Genomic DNA, 17,312 nt, shown 5'->3' on the forward strand with positions numbered 1-17,312 from the left:
CCAAGTTAATATCTTTACCCGGTTAAGCTAAGCTGGATCCTTCGGACGACAGTCGAGTCGAGCGCGGAGGAAGCCATGACGACAGGAGCCGAGGACCTCGACCGCGAGCTGGCGCGCGAGCGGGCCCACGTCGAGGCCTGCCGGGCGGCGATGGCCCGGCAGGTCGAGGACGCCGCCCACCAGGTCGTCGCTGGGGAGGACGTCTCGGGCGACGGTGCCAGCGCCGAGGCGCTGGGCCGCTACCTGCGGACCCGCGCCAAACGGATGCGGGAGCTGCCGGACAGCCCCGCCTTCTTCGGCCGCCTCGACTTCGGCGACGGGCCCGGTGCCGGGGACCACCGGGGGCAGCGCTACTACGTCGGGCGGCAGCGGATCTCCGAGGACCCGACGGTGCCACCGTTGGTGATCGACTGGCGGGCCCCGGTCTCCCGGGCGTTCTACCGGGCGAGCGCCACTGACCCGCTCGGGCTCGCCGGGCGCCGACGCTTCGGCTGGGCGCCGTCGAGCCCGGGCCGACCGGAGGACCTGACCGGGCTGGAGGACGAGCGGCTGGACACGGCGGCCGGACCCGGACCCGGACCCGGACCCGGGCCAGGGCCAGCGCCCGGCCGCCCCGGTGGCCTCCTCGCCGCCGAGATCGAGCGCCCGCGCACCGGGCCGATGCGCGACATCGTCGCCACCATCCAGCCCGAGCAGGACGCGCTGGTGCGCGGCGAACTGGCCGAGTCGGTCTGCGTCCAGGGCGCGCCCGGCAGCGGCAAGACCGCCGTCGGCCTGCACCGCGCCGCCTATCTGCTGTACAGCTTCCCGCAGCGGATCCGGCGCAGCGGCCTGCTGGTGATCGGCCCCAACCGGACCTTCCTGCGCTACATCGCCGAGGTCCTCCCCGCGCTGGGCGAACTCGACGTCTCCCAGCGCACCGTGGAGGACCTGGTCGCCACCCGCCCGGCCACCGCGGTCGACAGCGCGCGGGCCGCCGCGCTCAAGCACGACGCCCGGATGGCGGAGGTGCTGCGCCGGGCGCTGTACGGCCGGATCAGGACCACCGGTGCCGAGCCGTTGGCCGTCCCGGAGGGCTCCTACCGCTGGCGGGTCCCCGCCGAGCGGCTCGACCGGCTGGTGGCCGAGGTCCGCGGGCAGGCACCGCCGTACGCGATCGGACGGGAGAACCTCCGCGCCCGGGTGGTGGCCCTGCTCCAGCAGCAGGCCGAACGCCGCACCGACGTCAAGAACGCCACCTGGCAGCAGAAGGTCGGCCGCTGCCGACCGGTCGCGGCGTTCCTGGAGGCGGCCTGGCCCGCGCTGCGCCCGGAGGCCGTGCTGGCCGCGCTGCTCGGCGACCCCGCCGTGCTGGCCGAGGCGGCCGAGGGCCTGTTCGACGCCGAGGAGCAGGCCGCGCTCCTCTGGCGCAGGCCGCCGCGCTCGGAGAAGAGCGCCAAGTGGTCCGAGCCCGACCTGCTGCTGCTCGACGAGCTGGCCGGGCTGATCGAGCGCCCGGCGAGCTTCGGCCATGTGGTGGTGGACGAGGCCCAGGACCTCTCCCCGATGCAGTGCCGGGCGATCGCCCGGCGCAGCGCCTTCGGCTCGCTCACCGTCCTGGGCGACCTCGCGCAGGCCACCGCGCCCTGGTCGGCCCGCGGCTGGGCCGAGCAACTCGCCCACCTGGGCAAGCCGCAGGCCGCGCTGGTGCCGCTGACCACCGGCTACCGGGTCCCGGCCGCGGTGACGGCGCTGGCCAACCGGCTGCTGCCCGCCCTGGACGTGGACGTGCCGCCCGCCGTCTCGCTGCGCCGGGACGGCGAGGTGGCCGTCCGGCCGGTGTCCGACCTCGACGCGGCGCTGGTGGCCGCGGTGCGCGCCGCGCTGGAGCGGGAGGGTTCGATCGCGGTGATCGCCGCGGACGCGGCGGTGGCGGGTGCCGGCGCCGCGCTCGGGGCGGCCGGGATCCCGAGCGCCCCGGCCGAGGAGGCCGCCCCCGCGGCCCGGGTCACCCTGCTGCCGTCCTCGCTCGCCAAGGGGCTGGAGTACGACCATGTGATCGTCCTGGAGCCGGCCGCCATCGCGGAGGCCGAACCGCGCGGGCTGCACCGGCTGTACGTGGTGCTGACCCGCGCGGTGTCCCGGCTGGACCTCCTGCACACCCGCCCGCTCCCGGGCCCGCTGGCCGGGGGCTGAACCGGCCGGCCACCGCCCCCGGCCCCGGCGTGCTGACGCCCGTTCTCCGCGCCGTCGCCCGGGTGTTCGGGTTCGTGGACCGACCGTCCGGGCGGTGGCGGCCATCGCCCGGTCCGGCTCGGTTCCCGCGTGGTCGGTGCCCGCCCGCCGCCGGGCCGTACCGCACGGGCGCCGCCGGATAAGCCAATGCGAGTTCCCCGCGAGTTGCGCCCCCGATTCCCGGGCGCGGTGGGCGGGTTGTCGAAACGGCCCATTCGGGAGGGGGTGCTGCCGGGTGCTGGCCGGTTATCGCCAACTATTGAGCGTGCTCACTCAGCTGAGGTACAGTCATCAGCGGTTGATCGGCACACTATTCATCATCCTCGATGGCAGAACCGACCAGGCGGCACAACCGGCCTCCGCAGAGCGGCGATCCAGTGACGGATCGAATGAGTTCTGACATCTTTTCCAGAAAGGCCGCTTCGGAGACCATGGACTTTCCGGACGACCTCGGGCCAAAAGCCGGACTTCCTGGATGGCGCCCGTGAACGGCCAGATACTCCCCGACAAATGGTTCGTTTCCCGAGAATTGCGTCCGGAGGCGCCGGTCAGGCTCGTCTGCTTCCCCTATGCGGGGGGCGGCACGTCCATCTACGCGCGCTGGCCCGCCGCGCTGGGCCCCGAGGTCGAGGTCGCCGCGCTGGCCCTGCCGGGCCGGGAGCGCCGCCTCGGTGAGCCCGCGGCCGTCGACGTGGAGCGGATCGCCGAGGCCGTCGCGGCCACCACCGACCGCCCGTACGCGCTGTTCGGCCACTCGATGGGCGGCCTGCTCGCCTTCGAGGTGGTCCGGTGGCTGCGCCGGGCCGGGGCCGAACTGCCCGTCCACCTCTTCGTGTCGGGCTGCCCGCGGCCCGACCAGCCGCGGGGCGACGACATCTTCGACGGCCTGTCGGCGCTGCCCGACGACGCCATGCTCCAGCGGCTGGTCCGCGGCGGTGGCCTGCCCGCCTTCGTGCTGGACGAGCCGGAGCTGCTGGAACTCGTCCTGCCCGTCTGCCGGGCCGACTTCGGCTGGCTGGACGCCTACGACTGCGGTGACGAGCCGCCGGTGCCGGTGCCGATCACCGCCTTCGTCGGCAACGAGGACGCCTCGGCCCGACCCGAGGACGCGGCCGGCTGGGCCGCGCACACCACCGGACCGTTCGCCCAACACGTCCTGCCGGGCGGTCACTTCTTCCTCGACGACAACCTGGACGCCATCGGCCGGGCCGTTCGTGCCGGGATCGGGAGCCCCGTGGCCTGAAGCCGCGGGCCCCGGCAGGGGGCCGCGAGACGGGCAGGCCCCGGTCCGCGACGGTTGGAACGACGAGGTCAGGAACTGCGATGGCGGATGGAACCACCGGGTCGGCCGGGCCCGGCGCGGAGGGGGAGCGGATCGCCCGGGCGGCCCACGGCCAGGAACTGGTCTGGCGGACCGGCCGCCGCTCCGGGGGCCTGCTGCTCCAGCACGTGGCCGACACCTTCCGGTTGGACGCCGCGGTCGACGAGGAGCAGCTCCGGTCGGCGCTGGCCGCGCTGACCGCCCGGCACACCGCGCTGCGGACCTCGGTGCGGGTGCTGGACGGCGAACTGCGGCAGGTGGTGCACCCGGCGATCGAGCTGCCGGTGGAGTTCACCGATCTCAGCGGCCCGGACGACGGCAAGCGCGCCGAGCGGCTGGCCGAGATCGCCGACCAGGCCGCCGTGCTGCCCTTCGACCCGGCCCGGGCGCCGCTGTGGCGGGCCGTCGCGGTCCGGCTCGGCGAGGCGGACTGGGCGGTGGTCCTGGTCGCCCACCAACTGGTCTGCGACCCGGCCTCGTTGTTCCTGCTCAACGCCGAACTCGCCGAACTGTGCGCCGCCGAGGAGCAGGGCCGGGCCCCGGTGCTGCCGGACCGGCTGCTGGACTTCGCCGACCTCGCGGACCGGCAGTACGAGCGGGACCGACAGTACGAGCGGGCGGGCCGGCAGTACGAGCGGGACCGGCAGCACGAGCGGGACGGGAACCTCGACAGGGAGCAGCAGCTCCGCCGGGAACTCCCCTCGGACACCGCCGAGTTCTGGCACGCCCGGCTGGCCGACCGGCCGACCGGCCACGGCCTCCCGCTGGACCGGCCCCGCCCGGCCGCCCGGGCCTTCGCGGGCGCCGAGGTCCGCGCCGAGTTCCCGTACGGCCTGGCGGCCGCGCTGCGGGCGGGCGCCCACCGGCTCGGCGGGTCGCCGGCCCCGGTGCTGCTGGCCGGCTACGCGGCCCTGCTGCACCACCGCTCCGGCCGGACCGACCATCTGATCGGCGTGCCCGTCTCGGGCCGGCGCCGGCCCGAGACGCTGTCGCTGGTCGGGGCCCTGGCCGGCCAGGTGGTGCTGCGGCTGGACACCTCCGGCGACCCGTCCTTCACCGCGCTGGTGGAGCGCGTCCAGGGCGTCGCCTCCGCCGCCTGGCAGCACCAGGAGCTGCCCGTACCGGAGTTGGCGCAGCTGTCCGCCGGGCAGGCGCCGGGCGCGCCCGTCCACCAGCTGGCGTTCAACCTCGCCGAGGGCGAGCTCGGCGCCCCCTGCGGCTATGCCGAGGACGACCTGCTGCTCGAAGTGGCCGACCGCGCCGCCCGGTTGGTGTACGACACCGAGCTGTTCGCCCCCGCCACCGCGCGCGCACTGCTCGACGACTATCTGGCGCTGCTCGCCGCCGGCCTCGCCGAACCGGCCGCCCCGCTGGCCGGGCTGCCCGCGGCGGCCGCCGCCCGCCGGGCACCCGGCGCGGCCGGGCACCCCGGCCGACGGGACGGCCGACGGGACGGCCGGGCCGAGAGTTTCCCCACCGGCAGCCTCGGACCGGCCGGGCCGGAGGGTCCGGGCGAGGGCCGGTCCGCCCCATCGGTTCTTCTGAGGAGCACGCAATGACGGTGACCGGTCGGATCGTCGGCATCCCGAGCGAGGTGTGGCACGAGGAGGTGCTGGCACCCCAGTTCGCCTACGAGGCCGAGCACCTGCTGCGGCACTACGTGGCGATCGAGAAGGTGCTGCTGCTGGAGTACCGGCGGATGGGGCTGGTCGACGGGGCGGGCACCGCCGCGATCGCCGCCCGCCTGGACACGGTCGACCAGGACGGCATCCGGGCGAACCCGAGCGAGAACATGTCGGACATCTCCTTCGCCCTGGAGCGGCACGTCGCGGCCGGCCCGGTCGCGCCGTTCGCCGCCTGGCACGCCGACCGCAGCCGCAACGACCTCCAGGTCTGCGCCCAACTGCTCTCCGCCCGTGAGCAGGTCCGGGCGCTGGCCGCCGACCTGCTGGCCTTCGACGCGGCCGTCCGGGCGCTCGCCGCGGGCGCCGTCGAGGTGCCGATGCCCGGCTACACCCACGCCCAGGCCGCCCAGGTGATCAGCCCCGGCTTCTACCTGGCCGCGCTGTCCAGCGAGACGCTGACCGCCGTGCGCCGACTGCTGGCCGCGTACGACGAGATCGACGCCTGCCCGCTGGGCGCCGGCAGCATGGCCGGGCAGGAACTCGACTGGGACCGTTCCCGGATGGCCGGGCTGCTCGGCTTCGCCCGGCCCCAGCCGCACGCCCTGGTCGCCGTCGCCTCGCGCGGCTGGGCGCTGGCGATCGCGGCCGAGGCGGCCAACTTCGCCGTCGCGCTGAGCCGCTTCACCACCGACCTGATGGCCTGGGGCGGCAGCGCCCACGGCTTCCTGGACCTCCCGGACGAGCTGTCCGGGATCTCCGCCGCGATGCCGCAGAAGAAGAACTTCCCCGTGCTGGAGCGGATCCGCGGCCGCTGCGCGCTGGTCGCGGGCAGCGCGGCCGAGCTGGCGGCGGCCCAGCGCAACACCCCGTACACCAACACCGTCGAGGTGTCCAAGGAGGCCGGCGCCCACCTGCGGGTGCAGACCGAGGCGCTGCGCTCGACCCTGCGGCTGGCGCACGCCGTGGTCACCGGGCTGGTGTTCCGCACCGACCGGATGCGGGCGGCCTGCGAGGGCGAGTTCCTCGGCGGCTTCACCCTGGCCAACCGGCTGACCCTGGACGAGGGCGTGCCCTGGCGGACGGCGCAGATCATCGCCGGGCGCTACATCAGGGCCGCGCTGGACAAGGGCCTGGCCCCGGCCGACGGGGACGCGGCGCTGCTGGCGGCGGTCGCGGAGGAGGCCGGGCACCGGCTGGCCGGGCCGCAGGAGCTGCTGGCGGCCTCGCTGAGCGTCGAGGCGGGCCTGCGCGCCAAGACCTCGGTCGGCTCGACCCACCCCGACCAGGTCCGCGCCACCCTCGCCGAACTCGACGCCGAGCAAGAGCGGTTGACCGAGTGCTGGGCACAGCGGGCCGCGGTCGTACGGGCGGCCGCGGACGAGGTCGCGGCGCTGCTCGCGGCCCCGGCAGACGCCTCGGCAGACGCCTCGGCGGGCGCCCCGGCAGACGCCCCGGCGCAGCGGTGACCCCGCCCTCCTCCGCGCGCCCGGCCCCGGCGGCGGCCCCGTCCGCCGGCGCCGTCCCGCCGCCGCGCCGCCCGTCCTTCGCCTCCCCCCGCCCCGGCGTCGACCTGCGCACCGGCTCGGCCCGCGCCTTCGGCACCTTCGGCGAGCTGCTCCAGGGCGCCCTGCCCGGCGGCCAGGAGTTCCTGGTGACGCTGCCGGTCGACCGCTGGGCGCGGGCCCGCTTCCGGCTCGACCCGGGCGGCCCGCTGCGGGTGTTCCCCTCGCACAAGACCAAGACCCGGCGGGTGGCCGAGGCGATGCTCGCGGCCTGCGGTCGCCCGGCCGGCGGGGTGCTGCTGCTGGACGGCGACCTGCCGGTCGGCAAGGGCATGGCCAGCTCCTCGGCCGACCTGGTGGCCACCGTGCGGGCGGTCGGCGCCGCGGTGGGCCTGGACACCTCGCCCGCCGAGGTGGAGCGCTGGCTGCGCCCGATCGAGCCGACCGACGGGGTGATGCACCCCGAGGTGGTGGCCTTCGAGCACCGCGAGGTGCGGCTGCGCGAGCGCCTGGGCGGACTGCCGGCGGCGACCGTGGTCGCGGTGGACGAGGGCGGGCTGCTGGACACGGTGGCGTTCAACCGGGTGCCGAAGGTGTTCTCCCCGGCGCAGCGCGCCGAGTACGCGGAGCTGCTGGCCGAGCTGGGTGCGGCGGTGCGGGCCGGGGACCTCGCCCGGGTGGGGGCGGTGACCAGCCGCAGCGCGGTGCTGAACCAGCGGCTGGCGCCCAAGCGCAACCTCGACGCGGTGCTGGCGATCGCCGAACGGGTCGGCGCCGCAGGGGTGGTGTGCGCGCACAGCGGCACCCTGCTGGGTGTCCTGCTGGACGAGAACGACGCCGACCACGGGCCCCGGCTCGCCGCCGCCCTGGCGGCCTGTTCGACCCTGCCCGGCACCACCAGCACGGTGCGGGCCCTCACCCTTCAGGACATGGAGCTTGCTGATGCGGCATGAATCGATCGTCGACGCCATCGGCCACACGCCACTGGTCCGGCTGCGGGTGCCCGCGCCGGAGGGCGTCGAGGTGTACGCGAAGCTGGAGCTGGCGAACGCCTTCGCGATGAAGGACCGGGTGGCCCGGCAGGTCGTCACCGAGGCCCGCCGCTCCGGGGCCCTGCGGCCCGGGGCGCCGATCGTGGAGAGCTCCTCGGGGACGATGGCGCTCGGCCTGGCGCTGGTGGGCACCCACCTCGGGCACCCGGTGCACATCGTCACCGATCCGCGGATCGACCCGATCACCCTGGCCAAGCTGCGCACCCTGGGCTGCGAGGTGCACGTGGTGTCGGCGATGGGCGACCAGGGCTGGCAGTCGGCCCGGCTGGACCTGCTGGCCGAGCTGATGACCGGTCTGCCGGGCGCGTTCTGGCCGCAGCAGTACTCCAACCCGCAGAACCCGGCGGCCTACCGGGGCCTGGCCGAGGAGCTGGTGGACGACCTCGGCACGGTGGACGTGGTGGTGGGCTCGGTGGGCAGCGGCGGGTCGCTGTGCGGGACGTCCCGGGCCCTGCTGGAACGTTTCCCCGAGCTGACGGTGGTCGGCGTGGACGCCGTCGGCAGCGTGCTGTTCGGCCAGCCCGACGTGCCGACCCGGCGCCAGTCCGGCCTCGGCAACAGCCTCTACCCGGACAACATCGACTACCGGCTGATCGACGAGGTGCACTGGCTCTCCGACGACGAGGCCTTCGCCGCGACCCGGGCGCTGGCCCGGGAGCAGAAGATCTTCGCCGGGAACACCTCCGGCTCGGTCTACCGGGTGCTGACCCACCTGGCGGCGCACGCCGCGCCCGGCACCAAGCTGGTCGGCATCATGCCGGACCGCGGCGACCGCTACGTGGACACGGTGTACGCCGCCGACGCCGCGGTGTCCGGCACCGCAGCCGCCCGAGCCGGAGCCATCGGCGACGCCCCCGCGATCGCCACCGAGCCCACCCCCGTCCGCTACGGCGAGCTGGTCAGCACCTGGTCCTACGCGCGGATATCCCGCCGGGAGCGCCCGCTGCTGTTCTTCGTGGAGTCCAACACCACCGGCACCGGCATGCTCGCGCTGACCACGGCGGTGCGGCTCGGCCTGGAGCCGGTGCTGTTCGTGGTGGACCCGGCCCGCTACCAGGGCCTGGCGGAGACCGGCGCCCGGGTGGTGGTCTGTGACACCGACGACCCGGAGGCGCTGCGCAAGGCCGCCGAGGTGGCGGCCGGCGACCGCGAGGTGGCGGGCGTGACCACGACCAGCGAGTACTACCTGGTCCAGTCGGCCGCGCTGGCCGAGGGGCTGGGTGTGGCGGCCAACCCGGCCGCGGCGCTGGCCGCCTGCCGGGACAAGTCGGCGACCCGGCGCACCCTGCTGGCGCACGGGGTGCGCCAGCCCCGGTTCGCCGAGGTGCGCGACCCGGCCGAGGTGGAGGCGGCGGTCGCGGCGGTGGGCCTGCCCTGCGTGGTGAAGCCGGTGGACGAGTCCGGCTCGCACGAGGTGCTCTGGTGCGAGGACGTCGCCACCGTCGCCGAGCAGGCCCGCAAGCTGCTGGCCGTCACCCGCAACGTGCGCGGCCAGGCCAGCGCCGGGACGGTGCTGGTGGAGGAGTACCTGACCGGGCCGGAGTTCAGCGCCGAGATGTTCCGGGCGGACGGCGAGACGTACTGCGTCGGCATCACCCAGCGCACCGTCAGCGAGCTGCCGTACTTCGTGGAGACCGGGCACCTGTTCCCGGCCGTGCTGCCCGAGGAGACGGCGGCGGCGATGGCCGACACCGCCCGGCGGAGCCTGGAGGCGGTCGGCCTGGAGCGCGGCCCGGCGCACGTCGAGCTGCGGCTGACCGCCGACGGGCCGGCCGTGATCGAGATCAACGCCCGGCTGGCCGGCGGCATGATCCCGGAGCTGATCCGGCCCGCGACCGGCATCGACCTGCTGGACCAGCAGATCCGGGCCGCCGCCGGGCTGCCGCTGAACCTGACCCCGGAGCGGTCCCGCTCGGCGGGGATCCGCTTCCTGATCGCCGCCGATCAGGGCCGGCTGACGGCCGTCGAGGGCGTCGAGCGGGCAGCCGCGGTCACCGGGGTGGAGCGGGTCACCGTGACGGCGGCCGCCGGGCGCGCGGTGCGGCCGGTCCGGGAGGCGTACGACCGGCTGGGGCACGTGATCGCGGTCGGGGACGGCCCCGAGGAGGTGGGCGGGGCGCTGGACGCCGCGCTGGCCGAGCTGACGGTCGTGGTCGAGGCCGAGTAGCCGCGGCGTACGGGGGAGGGCCGGCGGACCGCACAGCGCGGTCCGCCGGCCCTCCCGTCGTGGCTCAGGCCCCGGGCGTGGACCGCGGGCCCGGGCGGCGCCGCCGCACCACGGCCGGCTCCTCGGCGGCGTCCGGCTTCGGCGTCCGGTCGACCAGGGCCGCCAACGCCGCGATCGTCGGGTGCTCGAAGCAGGCGCTCAGCGGCAGTTCGACGCCGAGGTCGCGGTGGATCTCGGCGAGCATCCGGATCGCCGCCAGCGAGTGGCCGCCGAGGACGAAGAAGTCGTCCTCGATCCCGATCCGCTCGGTCTCGAACAGCTGCTGCCAGATCGCGGCCAGCGCCCGTTCGGTGGCGGTGCCCGGCGGGGTGCGGTGGCCCTCGGCCCCCTCCTCCGGCGGGATCCGCAGCGCCTTGCGGTCGGTCTTGCCGGAGGGCAGCGTCGGCATCGCACCGAGCACCACGAACCGGGCCGGCGTCAGGGCCCGGGGCAGCGAGCGGGTGCAGTGCGCCCGCAGCTCGGCCGGGGTGGGCCGGGCGGCCGGGTCGGCCGGGTCCGCCGGGGAGACGAAGGCGACCAGGCGCGGCCCGGAGGCCGCCGAACGGTCCACCAGCACGGCCGAGTTGGCGACCTTGCGGTGCGCCCCGAGGACGGACTCGATCTCGCCGAGCTCGATCCGCACCCCGCGGATCTTCACCTGCCCGTCGCTGCGCCCCAGGTAGTGCAGCTCGCCGTCGGGCGTCCACCGGGCCAGGTCGCCGGTGCGGTACATCCGCTCGCCGGGCGCGCCGTACGGGCAGGGCAGGAAGCGGTCCGCCGTCAGGTCGGGGCGGCCCAGGTAGCCGCGGGCCAGGCTCGCCCCGGCGAGGTACAGCTCCCCGGTGACGCCCGGCGGGACGGGGCGCAGCGCCGCGTCCAGGACGAACAGCCGGGAGTCGGCGATCGGTTCGCCGAGCGGCGGCCCGGCCGCCGGGCGCAGCGGGCCCGACAGGGTGCCGAGCACGGTGGTCTCGGTCGGCCCGTAGGCGTTGTGCAGCCGGTGCCCGCGCCCCCACTGGTCCACCAGCTCGGTGCCGATCGCCTCGCCGCCGCTGACGATCGCGCGCAGCGCGGGGTAGTCGCGGGCGGGCAGGGCGGCCAGCGCCGTCGGGGTCAGCACGGCGTGGCTGATCCGCCGCTGTTCGAGCAGGACGGCCAGCTCCTCGCCGAGCACCGGGTGCGGGGGCGCCACCACCAGCACGGCCCGGGAGCGGAAGGCCATCAGGAGTTCCATCACGTACATGTCGAAGGTGGGGGACACCTGCTGGAGCATCCGGGGCTGCTCCCCGCCGGCCGCCGCGGCGGCGGTCTCGGGCAGCAGGACGGCCCGGTGCAGCTGCTCGGCGAGCGGGGCCAGCCCGGTGTGGGTGACCACCACGCCCTTGGGCTGCCCGGTCGACCCGGAGGTGTACAGCACGTACGCGGCGTTCGCCGGGTGCACCGGGGCGGTGGCCGGGCGCTCGCCGGAGTGCTCGCCGAGCGCGTCCAGCAGGTCGGGGTCGTCCAGCAGCAGGACCGGCGGGGCGTCGGCCGGGAGCGCGGCGGCGCCGTCCTCGTCGGTGACCACCAGTGCGGCCCCGGCGTCCGCGAGGATGAAGGACAGCCGCTCGACCGGGAACCGGACGTCCAGCGGCAGGAAGGCGCCGCCCGCCTTGGCGACCGCCAGTACGGCGAGCACCAGCTCCCCGCTGCGGGGCAGCGCGAGGGCGACGGTGCTCTCCGGTCCGATGCCACGGGCGACCAGTTCGGCGGCCAGCCGGTTGGCCTGCTCGTCCAGCTCGGCGTAGCTCAGGGTGAGGTCGTCCGTCTCCAGCGCGGGGGCGTCCGGCGCGGCCGCCACCGCCTGCTCGAACTGCTCGGCGAAGGTGGCCGCGCCGGGCCCGGGGAGGCCGGTGCTCCAGCTGCCGAGGACGGCCTCGCGCTCGCCCGGGAGCAGCAGTTCCCAGTGCGAGAGCGGCAGGTCGGGCCGCTCGGTGGCGATCTCCAGGGCGAGCAGCAGCCGCTGGGCCAGGGCGGCCCCGGCGGCCTCGTCGAAGAGATCGGCGCTGACCGTGAGCACGCCGCTGATGGTGGCGCGGGCGCGGTCCTCGGTCAGTTCCATGGTGAGGTCGAACGGGGTGGCGGGGGTGCCGAGGTCGAAGGGCTCGGTGGGCAGTCCGCCGAGCGCCGGGACCGGCTCGGGCTCGCCGTTGAGGCTGGCCATCACCTGGAACAGCGGGTTGCGGCCGTGCCGGCGGGGCGGGTTGAGGGCGGTGACGATCTCGTCGAAGGGCAGGTCCAGGTGGTCGTGCGCGGCCAGGTTGGTCTCCCGCACCCGGGCGATCAGGGTGCGGAAGCTCGGGTCGCCGGAGGTGTCGGCGCGCAGCACGGCGGTGTTGATGAAGCAGCCGACCAGGTCGTCCAGCGCCTGGTCGGAGCGGCCCGCGGTGGGGGTGCCGAGCGGGATGTCGGTGCCGGCGCCGAGGCGGGTGAGCATCGCGGCGAGGGCGGCCTGGAGCACGATGAAGACGCTGGCGCCGTGCTCGTGGGCGGCCGCGGTGATCCGCCGGTACAGCTCGGGGCCGGCCTCAACCCGGGTGGGCAGGCCGCGGAAGGTCGGCGCGGCCGGGCGCGGGCGCGCCCCGGGCAGGGCGAGCTCCTCGGGGAGCCCGGCCAGGGTCTTGGTCCAGAACTCCAGGCTCCGGCCGAAGGGGCTGTCCGGATCCTCGGCCCGGCCCAGCTGCTGCGCCTGCCAGAGCGCGAAGTCGGCGTACTGGATGGGGAGTTCGTGCCAGTCGGGGGCCCGGCCGGCGGCCCGGGCGGCGTAGGCGGTGGCCAGGTCGCGGCAGAGCGGGGCGAGCGAGAGGCCGTCGCAGGCGATGTGGTGGACGTCCACCAGCAGCACGTGGGAGCGCGGGCCGGTGCTGAACACGTGCAGCCGCAGCGGGACTTCGGTGGTCAGGTCGAAGGGGGTCTCCAGCGCGTCCCGCAGCGCCTGCTGGAGGCCGTTGGGGTGAACGGCACTGGCCCGGACCACCTGGGCGACGGCCTCGGGCGGCTGTACCGACTGGCGCGGCGCGCCCGCGTCGGCGGGGAAGACCGTCCGCAGGATCTCGTGCCGGCGGCCGAGGTCCGTGGCGGCGGCGGCGAGCACGGCGAGGTCCAGCTCGCCCTCGATCCGCACCGCCAACGGCATGTGGTAGAAGGCCTGTTGCTGCCCGAGTCGGTTGACGATCCAGATCCCGCGCTGGGCCATCGACAGCGGCAGCAGCTCGGGCCGGGGCCCGGTGGCGGCCAGGATCGCGCTGCGGGCGGGCGTCTCGACGGGCGCGGCGGCGGCCTCGTCCAGCAGCTTGGCCAGGTCGGCGAGGACCGGGGTCCTGAGGACGTGGCGGACGGACAGCTTGACCGACCACTGCCGGCGGATCCGGGCGACCAGCCGGGTGGCCAGCAGCGAGTCCCCGCCGTCGCGCAGGAAGTCGGTGTCCCGGCCGACCTTCTCGGTGCCCAGCAGCCGGGACCAGATCGCGGCCAGCGCCCGCTCGGTGGCGGTCGCGGGGGCGGCGGAGCCGTCGGTGGCCGGCCGGGCCTGCTCGGCCCGCTCGGCCGGCTCGGCGGCGTCCTCGACCCGGCCGTCGGCCAGCACCCGGGCCCGGCGCCCGCTCGGCTGGCCGGCCAGCAGCAGCTCGCCGTACACCCCGGTGGGCGCCCGGTTGCCGTAGCGGTCGCGGACCTCCGCCTCGACGCCGTCCACCTCGGCCGGACCGTGGGCGCCCAGCGCCACCGCGCCGACGCTCGCCGCGCCCTCGGCCAGGAAGGCCTCCAGCAGGGCCAGGTAGTCGGCGGCGAGCCGCTCCACCGTCTCCCGCTCGAACAGGTCGGTGGCGTAGTCGAAGGCGAAGCCGACCTCGTCCGCGGTGTAGCTCACCGCGAGCTCCAGGTCGAACTTGGCGGAGTCGTTGCGCATCTCCACGATCTCCACCGCCAGGCCCGGCAGCTCCGGCGGCGGCACCACCTGGTTGACGCTGCACATCACCTGGAACACCGGGTTGCGGGACGGGTCCCGGACGACGCCGAGCGCCTCCACCACCCGGTCGAACGGCACGTTCTGGTTCGACAGCGCCTCCGCCGCCACCGTCCGTACCTGGCCCAGCAGTTGGCGCAGGGTCGGGTCACCGGCGAGGTCCACCGGCACGGCCAGGGTGTTGGCGAAGTAGCCGATCACCGGCTCCCACTCGGCCCGCGGCCGGTTGGCCACCGGCACTCCGACGACCACCCGCTCCTCGCCGTTGTAGCGGTGCAGCAGCGCGGCCAGCACCGTCACCGCGGTGGCGAACAGCGAGGCCTCGTGCCCGGCGCCCCAGGCGGCCAGCCGCCGCTGGAGGTCGGCCGGGACGGGCACCGTGACGCTGGCGCCCTCGCCGCTGAGCAGCACCGGTCGCGGCAGGTCGGCCGGGATCCCGGCCTCCTCCGGCAGCCGGGCCAACTGCTCGCGCCAGAAGGCCAGCTGGCCGCGGTAGAGCTCCACGGTGGCCGGCTCGGCCTCCCAGGCCGAGTAGTCGGCGTAGCGCACCGGCAGCGGCGCCAGGCCGGCCGGCGGGCCGCCGACCCGGGCGGTGTAGCAGGCGCCCAGCTCCCGGAAGAACAGCCCCTCCGACCAGCCGTCGGTGATCGCGTGGTGCATGGTGACGGCCAGGTGGTGGACCGGCGCCGCCCCTTCCGTACCGGAGCGGATCAGCTTCGCCCGGAACAGCGGCCGGCCGGCCAGGGCGAACGGGAGCCGGCTCTCCTCCTCGATCAGCGCGATCACCGCCGGCTCGCCGAGCTCGGTCAGGTCCAGCTGCTCCCAGGGGAGTTCGTCCGGGTCGAGGAGCAGCTGGAAGACCTCGTCCTCGTCACCGGCGAAGGTGGTGCGCAGGCCCTCGTGCCGGGCCACCAGGTCGCCGACGGCCTGCCGCAGCGCCCCGGTGTCGAGTTCGCCGACCAGCCGGAGCCGGAACGGGACGTTGTAGGTGCTGTTGGGGCCGTTCAGCTGCTCCAGGAACCAGAGCCGCTTCTGCGCCAGCGACGCGGGCTCCCGCCCGTCGCCCGGGCGGGGGGCCGGGACGGCGGCGGTCGCGGGGGCGGCGGCCGCGGAGCCCGCCTCCTCCGCCAGCGCCTGGGCGAAGACGGCGTCCAGTGTGGCGCGGCCGACCGCGTCGGTGTCGTTCACGAGACCTTCTGGCCTTCCTGGTCGTGGGGGTTGCGTACGGATGCCGGGCCGAGCGGGTCGGTCCGACGGGCCGTCAGGCGGCGGCGGGCGCCGGGGCGGGGACCTCGGTGGGGATGCCGGTGGCGCTGCGCACCGGGGAGAGGGCCAGCAGGACGGCGGCGATCCCGATGCCGCCGGCGCAGACCACGATCGCCCACTGGGTGCCCAGCCAGCTGCCGAGCGCGCCGCCGGCCATGGCGCCGAACGGCGTGCCGGCCATCACGATCATCCGGGTGGAGGCGTTCATCCGGCCCTGCATGGCGTCTGGGGTGATCGCCGACCGGTAGCTGCGGATGTTGACGGCGCTGGCGATCACCAGCACGGCGTAGGCGACCTGGACGAACATCAGCATCGCGAAGGCGATGACGGTGGGCATCACCGTCGCGGCGGGGATGACCAGTTCGACGCCGGTCATCGCGACAGTGCACCAGACCACCATCCGGCCGAAGGGCAGCAGCTTGCCCAGCCGGGCCGCGAACAGGGCGCCCAGCAGCGAGCCCACGCCGGTACCGGCCAGCAGCGCGCCGACCAGGATGCCGGGCAGGTCCAGGGTGCGGGTGATGAACACCAGGAACACCGGGTCGATGGCGATGGCGGAGAAGTTGATCAGGAAGGTGACCAGCACCAGGGTGCGCAGGGTCGCGTTGCCGAAGATGAAGGAGAGGCCCTCGCCGATCTCCTTCCACATCGAGGACGGCGGGCCGTCGGCCGGGCGCTCCGGCACCGGCTCCTTCTTGCGGATGCGCAGGGTGCAGGCCGCCGCCAGCCCGAAGGCGAAGACGTTGACCATGATGACGACCGGGCCGGTGAGCAGCTGCACCAGCAGGCCGCCGAAGGTCCGGCCGCCGATGTTGGAGACCGAACTGCTCATCTCCAGCTTGCTGTTGCCCTCGACCAGGTCCTCGCGCTCGACCAGGGCGGGCAGGATGGCGGCGTTGCCGATGTCCGAGACGGTGCTGCAGGCGCCGGTGCCGAACACCACCACGAGCAGCAGCGGGACGCTCAGCAGGTCGGCCCAGGACAGCAGCGGGACGGAGAGCAGGATCAGCGAGCGGACGGCATCCGCCGCCACGATGATCATCTTCTTCGGCCGGCGGTCCAGCCAGACCCCGACGAACAGGCTGATCAGCAGGTAGGGCAGGAACTCGGTGGCCAGCAGCAGGCCCATCTGGAACACCGAGGCGCCCAGGCTGACCGCGGCGATCAGCGGGACGGCCACCGCCACCATGTTGGTGCCCAGCATGGAGAGCGTCTGGCCGGCCCAGAGTCTGCGGAAGTCCGCGTGGTTCCACAGTCCGTCGAGCTTCATGCCGCCGGTCCTTCCGAGGTCATCGCGCGGCCCATCAGGTCGAGCAGCGGTTGCGGGGCGGCCAGGAAGGCGTGGTGGCCGCCGTCCAGCAGGTGCCGGTGGTGCCGGGCCGCCGGGACGTACCGGCTCCAGCCGCCCAGCTGCTCCGGGCGGATCTCCACGTCGTGCCGCCAGCCGACCGCGTGCACGGCGCAGGCGAGCGGTTCGGGGGCGTCCAGCCGGTAGCGGCGCTGGGCGGCGAGGTCCTCCTCCAGCACGTCCAGGGCCACGTCGAGGAAGTCCGGGTCCATCCTGGTCCCGGCCGCCTCGGCGAGCAGGTTCAGCTCGACCGCGAGGTCGTCCCGCTCCAGCCACAGCCAGCGGCCGAACGGGTCCTCGTCGGGGGCGAGTTGGGAGGACATGAAGAGCGCGGTCAGCTCCCTGCCGTGGACCCGCTCCAGTTCGAGCGCGGTGGCGAAGGCGGACAGCGCGCCGCCGCAGTGCCCGAAGAAGCCGGTCGGGCGGTCCACCAGCGGGGCCAGCGCCGCGGCGGCGGCCGTGGCCAGGTTCTGGTAGGTGACCGGGTGCGGCTCGCGCAGGCGGTTCTCCCGCGCGGGCAGCTGCACCAGGCACACCTCGACCTCGCCGATCCGCTCGGGCCAGGCGCGGTACATCGACGCGCCGGTGCCCGAGTACGGGAAGAGGAAGATCCGTGCCGGGGCGTCCTCGGATGGGGGGCGGAACAGCCATTTGCCCGCGTCGGTCTGCATGGCGCCGTGAACTCCTTGTTCCCGTCGATTCGGTGGTGGGGCGGTGGTGCGGGGGCGGAGCGGTGGTGCGGGGCGGAGCGGTGCTGCGGGGGGCCGGAGCGGTG

The 17,312-nt window shown here is 75.4% G+C and carries 9 protein-coding genes; 6 read left to right on the plus strand and 3 right to left on the minus strand.

The genetic code is table 11. From position 1 onward, the window contains the following. The first annotated feature begins 75 nt into the window (after positions 1-75). The 6 genes from AB0F71_RS19395 (at position 76) to AB0F71_RS19420 (ending at position 9,881) form a co-directional block, all read left to right on the plus strand. Entirely contained in the window at positions 76-2,175 is a 2,100-nt protein-coding gene (locus AB0F71_RS19395) for an AAA family ATPase (protein ID WP_360235550.1), read from the plus strand. Positions 2,176-2,698: 523 nt separating this feature from the next. Next, positions 2,699-3,457 (plus strand): alpha/beta fold hydrolase, encoded by a 759-nt coding sequence (locus tag AB0F71_RS19400; RefSeq protein ID WP_360235553.1) that lies wholly within the window; start codon positions 2,699-2,701, stop codon positions 3,455-3,457. A gap of 80 nt (positions 3,458-3,537) precedes the next feature. Further along, the gene (locus AB0F71_RS19405; RefSeq protein ID WP_360235556.1) at positions 3,538-5,094 is read left to right on the plus strand and encodes a condensation domain-containing protein; all 1,557 of its coding nucleotides are present in this window, start codon (positions 3,538-3,540) and stop codon (positions 5,092-5,094) included. Beyond that, entirely contained in the window at positions 5,091-6,626 is a 1,536-nt protein-coding gene (locus tag AB0F71_RS19410) for a lyase family protein (protein ID WP_360235559.1), read from the plus strand. Before AB0F71_RS19405 ends, AB0F71_RS19410 begins: the two co-directional genes overlap by 4 nt. Next, positions 6,623-7,615: a kinase gene (locus AB0F71_RS19415; RefSeq protein WP_360235562.1), complete on the plus strand. Its 993-nt coding sequence runs from the start codon at positions 6,623-6,625 to the stop codon at positions 7,613-7,615. Before AB0F71_RS19410 ends, AB0F71_RS19415 begins: the two co-directional genes overlap by 4 nt. Next, the gene (locus AB0F71_RS19420; protein ID WP_360235565.1) at positions 7,605-9,881 is read left to right on the plus strand and encodes a pyridoxal-phosphate dependent enzyme; all 2,277 of its coding nucleotides are present in this window, start codon (positions 7,605-7,607) and stop codon (positions 9,879-9,881) included. The genes AB0F71_RS19415 and AB0F71_RS19420 overlap by 11 nt, the downstream gene beginning before the upstream one ends. 64 nt (positions 9,882-9,945) lie before the next feature. Here AB0F71_RS19420 and AB0F71_RS19425 read toward each other — a convergent pair whose 3' ends face one another. The 3 genes from AB0F71_RS19425 to AB0F71_RS19435 all read right to left on the minus strand — a co-directional run bounded on the left by AB0F71_RS19425 (position 9,946) and on the right by AB0F71_RS19435 (position 17,208). After that, positions 9,946-15,111, minus strand: a complete 5,166-nt coding sequence (locus tag AB0F71_RS19425) for an amino acid adenylation domain-containing protein (protein ID WP_360235569.1) — start codon at positions 15,109-15,111, stop codon at positions 9,946-9,948. A gap of 73 nt (positions 15,112-15,184) precedes the next feature. Further along, on the minus strand, positions 15,185-16,459 hold the full coding sequence (locus AB0F71_RS19430; protein WP_360235572.1) for an MFS transporter: 1,275 nt from the start codon (positions 16,457-16,459) through the stop codon (positions 15,185-15,187). Next, positions 16,456-17,208, minus strand: a complete 753-nt coding sequence (locus AB0F71_RS19435; RefSeq protein WP_360235575.1) for a thioesterase domain-containing protein — start codon at positions 17,206-17,208, stop codon at positions 16,456-16,458. The genes AB0F71_RS19430 and AB0F71_RS19435 overlap by 4 nt, the downstream gene beginning before the upstream one ends. Positions 17,209-17,312: the final 104 nt, after the last annotated feature.

The sequence above is a fragment of the Kitasatospora sp. NPDC028055 genome (genome assembly GCF_040637885.1).
Taxonomy (GTDB): domain Bacteria; phylum Actinomycetota; class Actinomycetes; order Streptomycetales; family Streptomycetaceae; genus Kitasatospora.